The sequence below is a fragment of the Pseudomonas rhizophila genome (assembly GCF_003033885.1).
GTDB lineage: Bacteria > Pseudomonadota > Gammaproteobacteria > Pseudomonadales > Pseudomonadaceae > Aquipseudomonas > Aquipseudomonas rhizophila.
The window spans coordinates 2,861,452-2,878,835 of sequence record NZ_CP024081.1 but is presented as its reverse complement, the minus strand read 5'-3'; the positions used below and the strand labels follow the sequence as shown (position 1 = coordinate 2,878,835).

General features: G+C 62.0%; 16 protein-coding genes and 1 pseudogene. 7 read left to right on the top strand and 10 right to left on the bottom strand.

Annotated elements, in window-relative coordinates:
* Nucleotides 1-12: 12 nt before the first annotated feature.
* Both CRX69_RS13550 and CRX69_RS13545 read right to left on the bottom strand, forming a co-directional pair.
* A complete protein-coding gene (locus tag CRX69_RS13550; RefSeq protein WP_047226351.1) occupies nucleotides 13-306 on the bottom strand; it encodes a hypothetical protein in 294 nt (97 codons plus the stop codon).
* Nucleotides 307-362: 56 nt separating this feature from the next.
* Nucleotides 363-968: an arylesterase gene (locus CRX69_RS13545; protein WP_047226350.1), complete on the bottom strand. Its 606-nt coding sequence runs from the start codon at nucleotides 966-968 to the stop codon at nucleotides 363-365.
* Nucleotides 969-978: 10 nt separating this feature from the next.
* On the opposite strand from CRX69_RS13545, the gene CRX69_RS13540 reads away from it, so the two are divergent.
* From CRX69_RS13540 to greB, 3 genes are read left to right on the top strand one after another with little or no spacing between them, the layout of a single operon-like run.
* Complete coding sequence (locus CRX69_RS13540; RefSeq protein WP_092397715.1) at nucleotides 979-1,662, top strand: ABC transporter ATP-binding protein; 684 nt, start codon at nucleotides 979-981, stop codon at nucleotides 1,660-1,662.
* Entirely contained in the window at nucleotides 1,662-4,166 is a 2,505-nt protein-coding gene (locus CRX69_RS13535) for an ABC transporter permease (RefSeq protein WP_076385720.1), read from the top strand. Before CRX69_RS13540 ends, CRX69_RS13535 begins: the two co-directional genes overlap by 1 nt.
* 34 nt (nucleotides 4,167-4,200) lie before the next feature.
* On the top strand, nucleotides 4,201-4,698 hold the full coding sequence (gene greB / locus CRX69_RS13530) for a transcription elongation factor GreB (RefSeq protein ID WP_047226347.1): 498 nt from the start codon (nucleotides 4,201-4,203) through the stop codon (nucleotides 4,696-4,698).
* 47 nt (nucleotides 4,699-4,745) lie between these two features.
* Here greB and CRX69_RS13525 read toward each other — a convergent pair whose 3' ends face one another.
* The 3 genes from CRX69_RS13525 to CRX69_RS13515 form a co-directional block, all read right to left on the bottom strand.
* Complete coding sequence (locus tag CRX69_RS13525) at nucleotides 4,746-5,054, bottom strand: hypothetical protein (protein ID WP_047226346.1); 309 nt, start codon at nucleotides 5,052-5,054, stop codon at nucleotides 4,746-4,748.
* A gap of 252 nt (nucleotides 5,055-5,306) precedes the next feature.
* Complete coding sequence (locus CRX69_RS13520) at nucleotides 5,307-5,741, bottom strand: DoxX family protein (protein WP_047226345.1); 435 nt, start codon at nucleotides 5,739-5,741, stop codon at nucleotides 5,307-5,309.
* A gap of 99 nt (nucleotides 5,742-5,840) precedes the next feature.
* On the bottom strand, nucleotides 5,841-7,262 hold the full coding sequence (locus CRX69_RS13515; RefSeq protein WP_047226344.1) for an MltF family protein: 1,422 nt from the start codon (nucleotides 7,260-7,262) through the stop codon (nucleotides 5,841-5,843).
* A 235-nt stretch (nucleotides 7,263-7,497) separates the two neighbouring features.
* Between CRX69_RS13515 and CRX69_RS13510 the strand changes: the two genes are divergently transcribed.
* From CRX69_RS13510 to CRX69_RS13500, 3 genes and pseudogenes are all read left to right on the top strand, one after another.
* The gene (locus CRX69_RS13510; protein WP_107322169.1) at nucleotides 7,498-8,304 is read left to right on the top strand and encodes a TatD family hydrolase; all 807 of its coding nucleotides are present in this window, start codon (nucleotides 7,498-7,500) and stop codon (nucleotides 8,302-8,304) included.
* 209 nt (nucleotides 8,305-8,513) lie between these two features.
* A complete protein-coding gene (locus CRX69_RS13505) occupies nucleotides 8,514-9,995 on the top strand; it encodes a methyl-accepting chemotaxis protein (RefSeq protein WP_047226342.1) in 1,482 nt (493 codons plus the stop codon).
* A gap of 254 nt (nucleotides 9,996-10,249) precedes the next feature.
* Nucleotides 10,250-10,468 (top strand): annotated as a pseudogene (locus CRX69_RS13500) (terminase); the annotation flags it as partial.
* 8 nt (nucleotides 10,469-10,476) lie between these two features.
* Here the strand turns inward: CRX69_RS13500 and CRX69_RS13495 are convergent.
* From CRX69_RS13495 to CRX69_RS13485, 3 genes are all read right to left on the bottom strand, one after another.
* Entirely contained in the window at nucleotides 10,477-11,274 is a 798-nt protein-coding gene (locus CRX69_RS13495; RefSeq protein ID WP_107322168.1) for an acyl-CoA thioesterase, read from the bottom strand.
* A gap of 232 nt (nucleotides 11,275-11,506) precedes the next feature.
* On the bottom strand, nucleotides 11,507-12,268 hold the full coding sequence (locus tag CRX69_RS13490) for a CHAD domain-containing protein (protein ID WP_107322167.1): 762 nt from the start codon (nucleotides 12,266-12,268) through the stop codon (nucleotides 11,507-11,509).
* 106 nt (nucleotides 12,269-12,374) lie between these two features.
* Entirely contained in the window at nucleotides 12,375-12,665 is a 291-nt protein-coding gene (locus tag CRX69_RS13485; protein ID WP_039588883.1) for a hypothetical protein, read from the bottom strand.
* A 208-nt stretch (nucleotides 12,666-12,873) separates the two neighbouring features.
* On the opposite strand from CRX69_RS13485, the gene CRX69_RS13480 reads away from it, so the two are divergent.
* Entirely contained in the window at nucleotides 12,874-13,911 is a 1,038-nt protein-coding gene (locus CRX69_RS13480) for a patatin-like phospholipase family protein (protein WP_047226339.1), read from the top strand.
* Between the two features lie 72 nt (nucleotides 13,912-13,983).
* On the opposite strand, the gene CRX69_RS13475 is transcribed toward CRX69_RS13480, so the two are convergent.
* Complete coding sequence (locus tag CRX69_RS13475; RefSeq protein WP_076385732.1) at nucleotides 13,984-14,682, bottom strand: response regulator; 699 nt, start codon at nucleotides 14,680-14,682, stop codon at nucleotides 13,984-13,986.
* Nucleotides 14,683-14,730: 48 nt separating this feature from the next.
* Nucleotides 14,731-17,382 carry a sensor histidine kinase gene (locus CRX69_RS13470; protein WP_107322166.1) on the bottom strand — a complete coding sequence of 884 codons (2,652 nt, stop codon included), beginning with the start codon at nucleotides 17,380-17,382 and terminating at the stop codon, nucleotides 14,731-14,733.
* Nucleotides 17,383-17,384: the final 2 nt, after the last annotated feature.

The window sequence follows — 17,384 nt, the reverse complement described above, 5'->3', positions numbered from 1 at the left end:
GGATCTGGGGAATTACAATTCGAACCGCAGTTCCGGCCAGATCGGCGAGGTGCCGCGCTTCTGGGACTCCAGGATCGCCCGGCACAATGAACACAGGCGATGGTCCTGGAATATCTTGCGGTCAACAGCCGACCAGCGCGGCTGGGCCGGCAGCAGGCTGCCGCACAGGGTCCGGTCGGCCGAGCCACCGAGTTCCAGTTGCCGGGTCACCAGATGCACCCGCACTTCCTGGCAGGCGAACAGGTCCAGCTGTTCGTCAGGCTCGATCAGTTGGTAGGCAAACAGGGACCAGGCGGGACGCGGCATCGGGGGCTCCAAATCGGGGGCGCCACATTAGCCGAAAGACCGCCTGTAGAAAAGCTTCACAGCAGCGGTTTTAGCGTCGGCCAGACATTTTCCAGCAACTTGCCCTGGGCCGCGACGGACGGGTGCAAGCCATCGCCCTGCATCATCCCCGGAACACCACCAACGTCCTGAAGGAAAAACGGCACCAGCGGCACGTTTTTCTCCTCGGCCAGGGTGCTGTAGACCCGGGCAAAGGCATCGGTGTAGCGCTGCCCATAATTGGGCGGCAACTGCATGCCCAGCAGCAGTACCTTGGCACCGCTGGCGCGGGAGCTGTCGATCATCGCTGCAAGGTTTTGTTGCAATTGCGTTGGCGGCTGTCCACGCAAGCCATCGTTGCCACCCAGTTCCAGGATCACCAGGTCCGGCTTATGGGCTGCAAGCAGCGCCGGCAGCCGCGCCTGGCCGCCTGCACTGGTGTCACCACTGATAGAAGCATTGACCACTTTGTCGTCGAAACCTTCGGCCTTGAGCCGTTGTTCGAGCAAGGATACCCAACCTTGCCGGGTATCCAGGCCGAAAGCGGCGCTGATACTATCGCCAACGATCAGGACTGTACCCGCCGCTGCGTTCTGGGCCATGCACATCAGGGCCAGGCCGGCACTCAAAAACCACACACGCATCGGATTCTCCATGGGCTCAAGCATTCTCACCGCGAAGGACCTTAGCAAAGTGGTTCCCAGCGCGGAAGGTGAACTGACTATCCTGCACGAACTCAGCCTGGAACTGAACAAGGGCGACAGCCTGGCCATTGTCGGCGCATCCGGTTCCGGCAAATCCACCCTCCTGGGCCTGCTGGCCGGCCTCGACCTGCCCAGCAGCGGTGAAGTGACCCTCGCAGGTCAAGCCCTCAGCGTTCTGGATGAAGACCAGCGGGCCCGGATCCGCGCCGAGCATGTCGGCTTTGTCTTCCAGTCGTTCCAGTTGCTCGACAGCCTCAATGCGCTGGAAAACGTCATGCTGCCATTGGAGCTTGATGGTCGCCAGGATGCCCGCGAACGCGCTACGGAATTGCTGCAGCGGGTCGGCCTGGGCCAGCGCCTGACCCATTCGCCCCGCCAGCTCTCCGGCGGCGAGCAGCAACGCGTGGCGATTGCCCGTGCCTTTGCGGCCGAGCCGGACGTGCTGTTTGCCGACGAACCCACTGGCAACCTCGACAGCCACACCGGTGAGCGCATCAGCGATCTTCTGTTCGAGTTGAACAAGGAAAGCGGCACGACCCTGGTGCTGGTCACCCATGACGAACGCCTGGCCCATCGTTGCCGGCGCCTGATTCGACTTGAAGCCGGCCAGATGGTCGCCCCCCTGGAGCCTTGATGGCACGCTTGCCGCTGTTGCGTCTGTTCAGTCTCGCTGTCCGCCAATTGCTGCGCGACGCCCGCGCCGGCGAACTGCGGGTGTTGTTCTTCGCCCTGCTGGTGGCGGTGGCGGCGAGTACCGCCATCGGTTACTTCGGAGCCCGTCTCAACGGCGCGATGATGATGCGCGCCACCGAATTCCTTGGCGCCGACCTGCTGCTCGAAGGCAGCTCGCCTGCCCGTCCCGAACAGATTCGCGGCGGCACCGATCTGGGCCTCGAACATGCCCGGGTGGTGGAGTTTTCCAGCGTCGTGGCCACCGACAATGGCATTCAACTTTCCAGCGTCAAGGCCGTCGATGACATCTACCCCCTGCGCGGCGAACTGAAAAGCGCCCCTGCCCCGTTCGCCCCGGAAGAAACCGGCGGGCGACCGAACCCAGGCGAGGCCTGGGTTGAAGCACGGCTGCTGACGGCACTGGACCTGAAAATAGGCGACAGCATAGACGTCGGCAACCAGCCCCTGCGCCTGAGCCGTGTGTTGACCTACGAACCGGATCGCGCCGGCAATTTCTATAGCCTCACGCCCCGGGTCATGATCAACCTCAAGGACCTGGACGCTACCGGCGTCGTACAGCCCGGCAGCCGCGTCAGTTATCGCGACCTGTGGCGCGGCCCGGCACCAGCGTTGCAAACCTACCGCGACCTGATCAAGCCGGGCCTGGAGCCCAACCAGCGTCTGCAGGATGCGCGCGATGGCAACCGGCAGATCGGTGGCGCCCTGGGCAAGGCCGAACGCTACCTGAACATGGCCAGCCTGGTGGCGGTGCTGCTGTCCGGCGTCGCCGTCGCCCTCTCGGCCAACCGCTTTGCCACCCGACGCTTTGATGCCAGCGCACTGCTGCGTTGCCTGGGGTTGTCACGCCGGGAAACCATGGTGCTGTTCAGCCTGCAATTGACCGTGCTGGGCCTGCTGGCCAGCCTCAGCGGTGCGCTGCTTGGCTGGGTCGCCCAACTGGGACTGTTTGCACTGCTGCATGACCTGTTACCCACGACCGTCCCACCGGGAGGCCTGCTGCCGGCCATTGCCGGAATCGGCACCGGAATGGTGGCGTTGGCGGGCTTCGCCCTGCCCCCTCTGGCCGCGTTGGGACGGGTCCCTCCCTTGCGCGTTTTACGCCGGGACATGCTGCCGATTCCTTCCAGCACCTGGGTGGTCTATGGGGCCGCCCTGGGTGCCCTTGGCCTGATCATGTGGCGCTTGAGCCTGGACCTGGTCCTGACGTTCGCCCTGCTCGGCGGTGGCGTCATCGCAGCACTGGTGCTCGGCGGCCTGCTGTTGCTGCTGCTCCAGAGCCTGCGCAGGATGCTGGCCCGCGCCTCGTTACCCTGGCGGCTCGGCCTGGGCCAGTTGCTGCGCCACCCCTTGGCGGCGGCCGGCCAAGCGTTGGCATTCGGCTTGATTCTGTTGTCCATGGCGCTGATCGCCCTCTTGCGCGGCGAGCTGCTGGACACCTGGCAAAACCAGTTGCCGAAAAACGCCCCGAACTATTTCGCCCTGAACATTCTGCCCAACGACAAGCAGGCCTTCACCGACAAGCTGCTGGCGTTGTCGGCGCAATCGGCGCCGCTCTACCCCGTGGTACCGGGACGCCTGATCAGTATCAACGGCGAGCCGGCCAAGGAATTTGTCACCAAGGACTCGGCCGGTGACCGGGCCCTGCAGCGTGACCTGAGCCTGACCTGGGCAGCGGACCTGCCGGCGGGCAACGTCGTCACGGCCGGGACCTGGTGGCCGCAGCAACCGCCGGACGATATTCCGGGCGTTTCGGTAGAAGGCAAGGTGGCCGAGAACCTCAAGATCCAGCTGGGGGACCGTTTGGTTTTCAACGTGGGCGGCGTCAATCGCGAGGCGAAGGTCACCAGCTTGCGAGAAATCAACTGGGACAACTTCCAGCCTAACTTTTTCATGATCTTCCAACCCGGCACGCTGAAGGATCTACCGGCCACCTATCTCACCAGCTTCTATCTGGCGGCGGGCCACGACCAGCAGATTGTCGACCTGTCCCGGGCCTTCCCGGCGGTGACGATCCTGCAAGTCGAAGCCCTGCTCGAGCAGTTGCGCAGCATCCTGGCCCAGGTCACCCTGGCCGTGGAATATGTGTTGCTGTTTGTACTGGCTGCGGGAATGGCCGTGCTGTTCTCCGGCCTGCAAGCCACCCTCGATGAACGGATCCACCAGGGTGCGCTGCTCCGCGCCCTGGGTGCCGAACGAGCCCTGTTGGTCAAGGCCCGGCGCATCGAGTTCGGGCTGTTGGGTGCGGTCAGTGGCTTGCTCGCGGCCTTGGGTTCGGAACTGGTGAGCCTGGTGCTTTACCGTTACGCGTTCGACCTGCCCTGGCATCCGCATCCATGGTTGCTGGTACTGCCTTTGGTGGGAGCGTTATTGATCGGGGCTGCCGGTGTGTTCGGCACCCGTCGAGCCCTCAATGCCAGCCCGCTGACAGTCTTGCGCGAGGGTTGATAGACTCCCGGCTTCGCCACCACAAGAAGTTGCCATGAGCCGTTATCGCCCACCCCGCACCGCCGGCACCGCGTTGATCACCCCTGAGGGCGAGGCGCGGATGCGCGCTGAATTTCATGAACTGTGGCATGTGCGCCGCCCTCAGGTGACCCAAGCGGTCAGCGAGGCGGCGGCCCAGGGGGATCGTTCGGAAAACGCCGAATACACCTATGGCAAGAAAATGCTGCGGGAAATCGACAGCCGCGTGCGTTTCCTCACCAAGCGCCTGGAAGCCCTCAAGGTGGTCAGTGAAAAACCCAGTGACCCGAACAAAGTGTATTTCGGCGCTTGGGTCACGGTTGAAGATGAGGACGGCAAAGAGTCTCGCTATCGCATCGTCGGCCCCGACGAACTGGACCTGAAAAAGAACCTTATCAGCATCGACTCGCCCTTGGCGCGGGCGTTGATCGGCAAAGCGCTGGATGCTGAGATCAAGGTTCAGACACCCGCAGGTGAACAACTTTTATATGTCACTCACATTGAATACATATAAAGCTTCACCGGCCCAAGGCCCGAAAAACCCAGTCATCTCAGCTCACCTCAGCGGCGGGTAATCAGCCCCTGTCGGGCCACGCGGGTCAATTGCCGGATCATTTCGCTGGCGTGCGCCGCACTGGGGGACTGGATAACGGCCAGATCGAAACTGTCATCGGCAAAACGCGCCAGAGACTCACCGTCTTCGACAAACTGGATAAGGAACGCCGCCGGCCCGTGGTTGCGTCGCGGCCAGCCGTCGAGATAGCGCAATAGCGTAGGCTGGTGAGTACCGCCCAGAAGGATTTTTGGATTGCGTTGCAGAAGGTTCGCCGTGATCGGCGCAAGACGTACAAGGGGGCTGGATGCGTTCATCGTGTCGTGTCTCTGCCTCAAAAGTCTGCATGGCAGGTGAGAGGCAACACCGAACCAGCGCTTTAGCGGTATTTCGAAGCCCCGTGTAACCGGCTTCTATCGGTGACTGAATGAGTCACCTGGCGCCCCGCAAGTAGCTGTTTAAATCGGCGCATGAGCGGCATCCTAGAGAAGCTGACCGGCCAGTGTCAAGAATCTGCGCGCACAAAAAAGGCCCGTTCCAGACGGGCCTTCAATGATTCAGGTATGCAATCAGCGGGCGATGGCCTGGTCGACCGACAACTTGCCAGCACCTTCGATCAGCACCGCGACGCTGCCTGCCAGCAAAGCCAGGGCAAACTCATAACCGTTGTTGGCCATGAACAGACCGTTGCCAATGTGCACGGAGAAAATCGCCACCAGCGACAGGAAGGCCAGTCCCAGCGCCGCTGGACGGGCCAGCAGACCGATGATCAAGGCCAGCCCGGCGAAAAACTCGGTGCCGCCGGCCAGTGTCGCCATCAGATAACCGGGGGTCAGGCCAATGCTTTCCATCCACTGCGCCGTCCCCGTCAGGCCGTAGCCACCGAACAGGCCGAAGAGTTTCTGGGAGCCGTGGGCGGCGAAGATGATCCCGACAACGATGCGCAGGACAGTCAGGCCATAGCCAGCGCGAGTAAACAGAACTTTGTTGATGAAAGTGCTCATTAGGTTCATTCCTTGGGATAAGTGGGTTGGCCGCTATATTAATCAACAAAATGCATGATAAAAGCGGAAAAAATCCGTGATACCAATCAGTTTACTCGATCATTTACGCACAACAACCTTTTGTTCCCTGGGTTCCAGCGACTCCCGTTCACGATCAAATGCCAGATAGTATTTGTTCACACTATTAACGTAGCTTACTGCGCCCATTCCCACCTGCTCCATGGCGATGCGTTCGACCTGGAAGAACCACTGATTGGGATTGAGTCCCCGCCGCCTGGCCTCGGCCCGCATGCCTTGGACACGCTCAGGCCCCATGTTGTAGGCGGCCAGGACGAAGGCCATTCGCTCGCGCTCATTGAGCTTGGGGCTGGCGAAAAACTTTCGGCGTATCAAGGCCAGGTACTTGGCGCCAGCCTGCACGTTGGCGTCCAGGTTCTGGATGTTGCGCACCCCGACCCTCTGGGCTGCTGAAGGGGTAATCTGCATAAGACCCGTAGGGCCGCTGCCACTGCGGGCATTGGGTTGCAGGGAAGACTCCTTGAACGCCAGTGCCGCCAGGTTCAGCCAATCCATGCCTTGGGCCGTGGCATGTTTTTGCAACACCGGGCGCAGTTTCTCAAGACGCTGGCGATTGGCACGGGCCAGCGGATAGTGAACCCGGTACAAGCGGCGATAGATGCGCAGAAACGCCGCGTCCTGATTGGAAGGCGCCTTATAAGTCGTCAGGAAGCGGTCGATGCTCGCTCGCAGCATGGCGGCGTCACGACGGACAAACCAATACTCGTCAGCCGGCTCGCCAATGAGCACCTGCCGGTCGAAACGCAGCTTGGGCAGGATCTTGCTCCAGCGTTCGGCAATGGGCTGCTCGACGATGGTCAGATGGAAAATCCCGGCCTGAACCATTTCCAGCACATCTTCCACCGCCAGGGTCGGGTCGACCCACTCGATCTTCACCGGCGGTAATTTACGCAGTGCCAGCTTCTGGTTGATCTGACTCAGGGCTTCCCCTGCGGCGCTACCGTTGGGCAGGGCCAGGGTCTTGCCCGACAGTTGCTCTACGCGGGTGTAGCGCCGCTGGCCCTTGGCTCCCACCAGAAGCAACGGCACGTCGGTGCGAATCGGATTGCTGGCGCTGACCGCAAGGCCAGCCAGGGGCTCGAGCAACTCGCCGGGCGCGACCAGATCGCCTTCTCCGCGTTGCAAGGCGCCCAGCAGTTGGTCCTTGGCCTTGGGAATGATTTTGAGGGTGATTTTCTGGTCATCCCGAGCGTGGCCGTTGAGGTATTGCTCGAAGGCACGTAAGCGATGATATTCGACGCCAATGGGTTGCCCCTTGACTTCGCCAGAGCTGTTGCGGCTCTGGTTGACCAAAACTTTCAGCACCCGGCTGCTGCGGATTTGCGCAAGGTCGCGCACCGTAGTCGGCGCTACCACCTGTACCGGGCCGGGCAGCCGCGCCTCGGCCGGCATCGGCAGCAACAGCGAACAACACAGCAGCAACAACACTTGGGGACGTGTCATCCACTCTCCGAAAGGATACCGCGGCCCGCAGCCTTGAAATATCGAAGCTGGGGTCGACAGAAACAGAGCACCTGGGGCGCTGAAAAGTGCGAAAGACTGGCACAGTGCTGGCGTTTATACCAACCCGACCGGTCTGGCGGCCTCAACAGACAGCCTCAACTCGTTGTAGTTCTTGGCTTTTCTTATAAATCTACAGCTCTGATATGCTTTGCGGCCTTTGGGTCGAGGTAGCACCATGCAACTCATCGATATCGGCGTCAACCTGACCAACCCCAGTTTTGCCGACAAACACGAGGCCGTGCTTGAGCGCGCCTATGCGGCCGGTGTCTGCCAACTGGTCTTGACCGGTACCAGCGTCGACGGCAGCGAACAGGCGTTTGAGCTGTGCCAGCGCCTCGATGACGCCGGGGAACGGCTGTTTTCCACCGCCGGTGTTCACCCCCATAGCGCCAGCGACTGGACCGCCGATAGCGCCAGGCACCTCAAAGACCTGCTGAAACAAGACCGCATTCGCGCAGTGGGTGAATGCGGGCTGGATTTCAACCGGGACTTCTCCCCGCGCCCGCAGCAGGAAAAAGTCCTGGAAGAACACCTCGCCCTGGCGGTGGAGTTGCAATTGCCGGTCTTTCTTCACGAACGTGATGCCGATCAGCGACTGCTGGAAATCCTGCGGGATTTTCGCGACCAATTGCCCGCAGCGGTGGTGCACTGCTTTACCGGTGAGAAAAAGGCCCTGTTCAGCTATCTCGACCTGGACTTGCATATAGGCATCACAGGCTGGATCTGCGACGAGCGCCGGGGCACCCATTTGCATCCATTGGTACGGGAAATTCCTCGCACTCGCTTGATGCTTGAAAGCGATGCACCGTACCTGTTGCCTCGCACACTGCGCCCCAAACCCAAGAATGGTCGAAACGAACCGGCCTACCTGACGGAAACCTTGCGCGAAGTCGCCTTGCACCGGGGCGAAAGCCAGGAAGACCTCGCTGCCCATAGCACCGCCTGTGCCCGCGCGTTTTTTGGCTTGCCCACCCTCTCCTGACCCAGTGAAAACCTGTGGGAGCGAGCCTGCTCGCGATAGCAATGGATCAGCTTGCCCATAGGCCGACTGGTACACCGCTATCGCGAGCAGGCTCGCTCCCAAAGGGGATAGGCGTTGTCTGTTGACCCATATCAACACCCCACACCTTGGATAGCGGCACAATAATGGCACCTTGCCAAAACTGTTTCCGCTATCAGAGAAGACCTTCCATGGGTGCCTGGCTTAGCAATATCTCACTGAAGTACAAATTCTGGGCGGTCAATGCGGTCGCCTTTGTCACGACCTTGCTGCTCGTACTCTACGCGGTGCAGCTCGAACAACAGGCGCGCAACCATGCGGCCCAGGCAAACGCCCAGGCCCAGGCACGCTTGCTCAGTGCCTGGCCTGCCGGGCAGCCATTGCCCAAGGCCGATCACCTGCTGGCATTCCAGCGCGGCCAGATTCCCACATTGAACGATCAATCATTGCCTTCAATAGCAGAGGCCAACGGCTGGGTAGCACTCTCGGCCAGCCCCCTGTTGGGCGACAACCCACTGCTGGGCGCCGAAGTAATCCGTGGCGGTGACGGCCAACAGTTGGCCGTGCTGGCCCAAGGCGCAAGCCTGAGCCAGGTGTTCAGGGAACGCTTCAGCCAATACGCCGTGGCGGTGTTCGTGTTGATGCTGGCCATGCTGGGCGCATCGCAGCTGCTAATCCGGTTTCTGCTCAGCCAGCTCAACACCCTGAAGGATGTGATGCTGCACGTGGAAAAAACCGGTGACCTGTCCGCCCGCGTCCCCTTGGCCTGCAAGGACGAAGTGGGCCAGATGGCGGCGGCGTTCAATGCCATGCAAGCCGGATATCAACGTGTGGTTGACACCGTTGCCAGCACTGCTCGGCAACTGGACAGCGGTGCAGCACGCCTGGCATCGAGCATGAACGATGTTCGCCACGGCATGCTCGGCCAGCAAAGCGAAACCGATCAGGCGGCGACGGCGATCAACGAGATGTCCGCTACGGTTTATCACATCGCCCAACATGCCGGCGCCACCCGCGACCTGTCGAAAAGCGCCGATACCTTGGCCGGCAATGGCCGCGAAGTAGTCAGCCGGGTGCAACAGTCGATCACCGGGCTCTCCCGCGGCGTGCAGCAGACCGCCGAAATGATCCAGCGCCTGGCCGAGGACAGCCAGAAGATCAACAGCGTGGTCAGCGTGATCCACAGCATCGCCGAACAGACCAATCTACTGGCGCTCAACGCGGCCATTGAAGCGGCGCGAGCCGGGGAAATGGGTCGAGGGTTTGCAGTGGTGGCCGACGAAGTACGCAACCTGGCCAAGCGGGTACAGACCTCCACGGATGAAATCACCGCCATGGTGTCGGCCTTGCAGGCGGGAACCCGGGACGCGGTGGATTTCATGCAGGAAAGCTCCTACAAGGCCGACGATTGCGTGCAACAGGCCCGGGAAGCCGGTGAGGCTCTGGAGCAAATCACCGGGGCGGTGGCGCAGATGCGGGAGAGCAACACCCAGATCGCCGTGGCGGCCGAGCAGCAAAGCCAGGTTGCCGAGGAAATGAACCGGGCGGTCGTGAGTATTCGTGACGTGACTGAAAACACCGTGCGCCAGACGGTGGACTCGGCCACCACCAGCCATGAACTGGCAACGTTGGCCGGTGAGCTGAACAAGGCGATCGGGCAGCTCAGGCTTTAGGACCCCGCTGCCAATTGACCTGCCTGGGAGAGTTCTTGCGGCCTGGGGTCTATCTGTGGGAGCAAGGCTTGCCCGCGATGAAGACAATATGGTCTCCCTGGGGAACGAGGCGCCTGCATCGCGGGCAAGCCTTGCTCCCACAACGGTGAAAGGCTATGGCCACCTATCACGTCGATAGCCAACCGCGATTCGTCGCGCTGCCCGGCCGGGCTTACGCTTGGGTTACTCGGTTAGCGAACTCAAGGATCAGCATCATGGGCAAACGTCACCCCCACTTCCCGGCCTGGCAATGGCGCACCTGCCTTGACCATCATGGTCACCCGAGCAATCCGGTGTTGCACCAGATTGCCGTGCCGCTGTTCATCGTCGCGTTTTTGCTGATGGTATCGGGGGTGTTCAGCCTCAGCCTGGCCAATGTCGCCATCGGCTCCCTCGGCATGATTGCCGCACTCGTGTTGCAGTGCCACGGTCATGAAGAGCCTTAGGCGAAAACTGTCACTGTCTGCCGGCTCAGGGCGATCAAGCGACCATCCGCGCTCCAGAACCTGGCGGCGACATGGCCATAGCCGTCCTGGGCATGCTCGATCTCGGCCAGGTATTTGCACCAGTCCAGTGTCGTAAGTTCCAGCAGTGGCTGGACGAATTCAATGGTCCAGGTGAGCGTACTGCCCGGTGCCATTTGAGTGAGATGGGGTAGCAGCGCCGGAGGCCAGGCATCGACCAATGCCAGGATGTGCCCCTCGTTCAGCGGCTCCTCTTTGACATCACCACGCAAGCGCACCCAGCCCCCCATACTGCGGGATTTGTTGCCCGTAAACGGCAGGCCACCAACACTCCAGCACAGCGCCAGGTGACGCATGAATTCCGGCGTAGCGCCCTTGATGTAGGGCAGTTCCTGGCATTGCTCCACGCTTTTGAACTCAGGCGCGGGGTCGGCCTGGACCGCCACCACGGAAGAGCGCGAGGCGCCGAAGCTGCCTTGTACCACGGTCACTACCTGACCGTTCTGTACCGCTCGCCCCAACACTTGGCTGACCGCCTTGCCTTCACGCAATACGTCGACTTCAAAACTGACGGGTACGTCGGCCTCTACCGGCCCGACGAAGGTGATCGCCAGCGAACGCACCGGGCGATCCGCCGGAACCCGCGCACGCATCGCTTCATATTGCAGCGCCGCCACCAGCCCGCCAAAACTGGCGCGTCCCTGACCCCATTCAGGCGCGATGATCACGCAGTCAGGCTGACGGCGCACGGCATCGATCAAATCGGAAAAGCGCATGACAACCTCGAAAACATGGGAAAAAGATGCAGGAATCTTAACCAGCCCAGACGGGTGGCACAGCGCTCATTCTGGCCAAAGAGACTGACAGATAGGCCGCGGCATCCCAACCCCGCCAATTTACTGTGGGAGCGAGCCTGCTCGCGATAGCGGTGAGTCAGCTTGAATAACTGGTGACTGACGCGGCGCTATCGCGAGCAGGCTCGCTCCCACAAGGGAATATCTGCAGGACTCAGGATTTTTTGAAGCAACTGGCAACGAGTTTATCGAGCACTTTATCGGACTTGGCCTCGGCCTTTTCCATCGTGCTGAGCCAGACCGGCACGCAGGATTGCAAGTCGCTTTCCTGCTTGGCCCTGGCCAGCCATTGCCAGCAATCGTGCCAGTCCCCCAAGGCGCCTTGGGCGGACTTGAGCCGTGGCATGGGCGCTTCGGGTAGGCGGTCAAGTTCGGGGTAGGCTTCGATGGCGTAGCGCACACGCTTGATCAGCAGCCGCAAACGGTGGCGATCATGGGCCGGATCGCCCAAGGCTTCGCCGAGTTTCTTCCATTGTTTGTCCAGGCGCTTTTCGATGCGTTTGCGCAGACCTTTAAGCAGGTCCTGACGTTGCGCCGCGCGAATGAAGCGCGGGAAAGCATCGAGCACCATCAGCAATTGGGCCAGCTCCGGGCTGCCGGCAACGGCGGGATAAGCATCGGCCATTTGCACCTGGCGCCGCCGCGCGGCTTCGATCTTGCCGTGCTGCTCAAGGTAGGCGGCCAGCACTTCCCGGTCACGCAGGGGCGTGGTCAGCGCGCCGACCGCCGAGGCCGCCGTTTCCAGCTGCTCGACACCGGGCAAACCGCGCAACGGACGAAGCAAGCTGCGCAAACGGCGAACCGTGGTCCGCAGGTCATGCAGGGCTTCACTGTCGGTATGGGCATTGAGGCGGGCCTGACAGGCCAGCAGCCGGACTTCCAGGCCCAGTATCCGGGCCACCAGCCGATCAATCATGGGGACGTACTCCGTACGTAGCGTTGAGCGTCAAGCTGCAAGCTTCAAGTGAGGAGCAGAGTGCTCCCTTAACTTGTAGCTTGCCGCTGACAGCTTGTCGCTGCTATTAACGCCCTGCGCGGGATTCGCGGATGTAGAAACGGGCCTTCTCGGCCTTTTTGGTGCACCCCTCAAACGCTTCGAACTGCTGCTGGGTCTTGGCGCCGGTCAACAACGACAGGGCCTTGGAATAACTCACGGTGCCGGCAAAACCTTCGGCCTTGGCCAGGTCCAGTTCGCGCCAGGCACTGTCGAGCTGGCTGCCGCAACTGTCACGGTAAGCGGTCTTGCCGGCACAACCGGCCAGGGCCAAAACCATCAAGGATGCCACCAGGGGCAGACAAATCCGGGCTTTCATCAATTACACCTCAAGTCAGGTCAACAGTCGTGCAAGTAAGACGGTCCAGCCGGCAAAAAGTGCCAATGCCCGACCGCGTAAATACAAGTGTGGGCGAGCATACGCAAATGCTGGCACGGCGTATCAAAAAACGACACCTGCGCCACAACGATTGAGCCCAGCCGTCGATAAGTGCATTGTTAAAGTCTGTTTTACAAGAGGCCGGGTCATGACAAAACGTGTCGCATTGGTACTGGGATCGGGTGGCGCCCGGGGCTACGCCCATATCGGGGTGATCGAAGAAATCGAACGACGTGGCTACGACATCGCTTGCATCGCCGGCTGCTCCATGGGTGCCGTGGTGGGCGGAATCTATGCTGCGGGCAAGCTCGACGATTACCGTAACTGGATTGAAAGCCTGGATTACCTGGATGTGCTGCGACTGGTGGACGTCAGCTTTCGCCTGGGGGCGATTCGCGGCGAGAAAGTCTTCGGGCAAATTCGCAAGATCGTCGGCGAACTCAATATCGAAGACCTGCGTATTCCCTACACTGCCGTGGCCACCGACCTGACCAATCAGCAGGAAATCTGGTTCCAGGAAGGTTGCCTGCATCAGGCAATGCGCGCCTCGGCGGCGATTCCCAGCCTGTTCACCCCCGTGATGCAAGGCAACCGCATGCTGGTGGATGGCGGCCTGCTCAATCCGTTACCCATCGTGCCGGTGGTGTCGAGCCATTGCGACCTGATCATCGCGGTCAACCTCAACGCCACCAACCAGAAACAGTACCGACTGCCGGTCATCCAGCGCCCGGCAGCGTTCAAGCGTCGCTTCGACACCCTCGTCAGTTCCCTGGGCTCGCGTCTACCGTTCCGTCGCAAGCAAGCCGAGCAGTTGCTGCTGCTGGAACAGGAGGCGCTAAAAGCCGAAGCCGCCGAGATCAATCCATGGCTGGAATCCGCCGAGCCCGAGGGCCAACAACCGGCCGCCGCGCCGGAGTCCGAAGGTGCGCCGAAATCGGCGACCGGTTCGTTCATCATCGACAACGTTGGCCCGGCCTCGCTGCTGGATCTGATCAACCAGAGTTTCGAGGTGATGCAGACGTCCCTGGCCCAATACAAGATCGCCGGGTATCCACCGGATGTGCTGATCAACGTGCCGAAACGGGTGTGCCGGTTTTTCGAGTTCTACAAGGCGCCGGAGCTGATCGCCCTGGGGCGGGAGATTGCCAGCGATACGTTGGATCGCTATGAGAATGAGCAGAACTGAATGTGGCACTAAACTCTGTGGCAAGGGGATTTATCCCCTCGCCACAATAGCGCTTGGCTTGAAACCTTGTGGTTAAACACCACCCTCCCCCAACAACCGATACCCAACCCCCGCCTCGGTCGCAATGAACCGGGGCCGGGTCGGGTCGTCAGCCAGTTTTTGCCGCAGATGACCGACCACGATCCGCAAGTAATGGGTGTCTTCGGTGTGGGTCGGGCCCCAAATGTCCTTGAGCAATTGCTGCTGGGTAATGACCCGCCCGGGATGGCGCGCCAATTGCGCCAGCACGGCGTATTCCTTGCGGGTCAGGGCCACTTCAGTGCCATCGAGCAGAACCCGGCGATAAGCCAGGTCCACCGTCAGCGGACCAAACGTCAGCGCCGCTTCCCGCGCCTCGCCTGCCGGGGCCTGACGCAACAAGGCACGAATGCGCGCCAGAAACTCCTGGATGCCGAACGGCTTGGTGACGTAATCATTGGCGCCGTTGTCCAGCGCCTCGACTTTCTGCGCTTCGCTGGCCCGCACCGAGAGCACCAGCACCGGCACCGTGGACCATTGGCGAAACTCGCGCAGTACCTGCTGGCCGTCCATGTCCGGCAGGCCCAGGTCGAGCACCAGCAGATCGGGCTTGTTCAGCGCCGCCTGGGCCAGGCCTTCGGCGCCGGTGCCGGCTTCGAGCACCTTGTAGCCTTGGGAAGTCAGGCTGATGCGCAGGAATTTGCGAATCTGCGGTTCGTCATCGATGACCAAAAGGGTCGCGGTCTGGCTCATGAGGTCCGTTCAATGCAATCAGGTGGAAAGAGAGTAACCCAGCGCCGCTCAGGCTTCATCGTCCAGGCCCGGTTGTGTCTGTAATGGCAGGTGCAGGGTGATGCAGGTTCCGCGCCCGTCCAGGCCGGTGTCCACGCTGATCCGCCCGCCATGGGCACCGACCATGCCCTGACAGATCGCCAGCCCCAGCCCCGTGCCCTGCCCGCCGCGATCCCCGCGCGCAGCGGTATAGAACATGTCGAAGATTTTCTCGCGCTCTTCTTCAGGGATCCCAGGCCCCTCGTCGGCCACGGCGAAAAAAACTTCGCTGTCCGTCGCCCCTGCGCTGAGCAGCAATCGCCCGTGAGTCGGTGAAAATCGTGCGGCGTTCTCCAGCACGTTCACCAAGGCCTGTTCGATCAACGCCGCGTGAACATACAACAACGGCAACTCGGCCGGCACTTCGATGCCCACCGTCAACGGTGCCAGCACCGCCCACAACCGGTTCAACGCGCTGCCGACGATATCGGCCGGCGACACCCAGTCCCGCGCCAGCTTCAGGGCCCCATGGCCGAGACGAGTCATGTCCAGCAAGTTCTGGATGTAGCGATCCAGGCGCTCAGCTTCATCACGGGTGCCTTCCAGCAGTTCGCGGCGATCGGCCAACGGGATCGCCTCTCCCAACGCCAACAGGCTGTCGATACTGCCGCGCATGGAGGTCAGCGGCGTGCGCAAATCGTGGGACACCGACGCCAACAACGCACTGCGCAGTTGCTCGGTTTCGCCGTGCAGGCGCGCTGCTTCCAGATCCTGGGCCAGTTGCGCCCGAGCCAGGGCCTGCGCCAGCGGCTGACTGAGGGCCGCCAGCAGACGACGCCGCTGGCCGCTCAACGGCTTGCCTTCTTTCGGGCAAACGCCCAGCAACGCCAGCGGGCCCTCCTCTGTCGACAACGGCCACCACCACCAGCGCCCGGACGGCAGCGTCCCGGTGCCGGCGCCGGCCGGTTGGTCGTGTTGCCAGGCCCAATCGGCGGCCGCGCGCTCAGCTTCAGTGAAGGTCAATGGTTCAGCTGTCTCAACCTTCCAGCCGTCCTGGCCGTCACGGTTGAGCAGGCACAGTTGCAGGTCGTGCCAGCCGTTGAGGTGTTGCGCGGCGGCGCTGATCACCGCCTGGCGGTCGGTCGCGGCGGTGAGTTTGCGGGACAGGTCAAGCAGCTCGCCGGTTTCCTGCTGGGTCTCGCGCAGCGCCTGCAACTGTCGTCGCTGGCGGGCCGCAAGGTTGCCGGTCAGGGCCGCCATGAGCAAGAAGAACACCAGGGTGAGTACGTCTTCTTCACGCTGGATGGTGAAGGAAAAATTCGGTGGGATGAACAGAAAGTCATAGGCCAGGAACGACAGCGCCGCGCAGGCCAGCGCAGGGCCGAGGCTGCTGCGAACCGCCACCAGCAACACCGCCATCAGAAACACCAGGGAGATATTAGGCAAGGGAAGAAGCCCGGAGACCCCCCAAGCCAGCGCACTGGCCGCCGCCGTCGCCAACAGCGCCAGCACGTAGTCGAAACCAGCCAGGGCGGCGTTTGAACGCTCACGGGCCGCAGGGGGCTGTTCATCGCGATCCAGTACGTTGATTTCCAACCCTCTGGCATCGCGCAGCAAACGCGCAGCCAAGCCACCACCGAACAGCCGCCGGCGCAGACGCCTCCTGGACTGTCCCACCAGCACCAGCGTAGCGCGACGTTCGGTGGCGTGCTGGATCAAGGTCCTGGCGACTTCACCGGCCCGTAGCAGCACCACTTCCCCACCCAGGCGTTCGGCAAGTTGCTGGGCATTTTGCAGGCGCTGGCGCGATGGCTCGTCCCGCGTGCTGCCGTTGTCCACATGCACCAGGCTCCAGGGAAGATGCCGACGCTGGGCGACGCGGCTGGCGTGGCGTACCAGACGTTCGGCCTGGGCATCACCGTCAACCCCCACCAACAATCGTCCCCGCACCGCCGGAGCCGCCTGGCCCAGTTGGCGATAGCCCTGGGCAAGATCGTTGTCCACCTGTGCAGCGGCAGTTTGCATGGCCAGCTCACGCAATGCGGTGAGGTTGGTCTGGCTGAAAAATGCATCGATCGCAGCGCGCGCCTGTTCCGGCACATAAACCTTGCCATCGCGCAGGCGCTCCAGCAGCTCGCGCGGTGGCAGGTCGATCAACAGCAGTTCATCGGCCTCCTGCAGGACCCAGTCGGGCAGCGTCTCTCGAACTTGCACGCCGGTGATACCGCGCACCTGATCGTTGAGACTTTCCAGGTGCTGGACATTGACGGTGGTGTAGACATCGATGCCGGCGGCCAGCAACTCCTGAATGTCTTGCCAGCGTTTGGCATGTCGGCTGCCGGGCGCGTTGCTGTGGGCCAGTTCGTCCACCAGCACCAAGGCCGGTCGAGCCGCGAGCAGACCATCAAGGTCCATTTCCTCGAGCATCACACCGCGATACTCCGAACGCACCAGCGGCTGCTGCACCAGACCGCCGAGCAGCGCTTCAGTCTCACTGCGGCCGTGAGTCTCCACCACGCCGGCAACCACCCTGACACCTTGGCGCAGTTGCGTGTGGGCCGCCTGCAGCATGGCGTAGGTCTTGCCGACACCCGGCGACGCACCCAGGAAGACCTTGAGCCGGCCCCGGTCATTGCGGGGCAGCTTGGCTAACAGTGCATCGGCGCGGCCGGAGTCGCTCATGT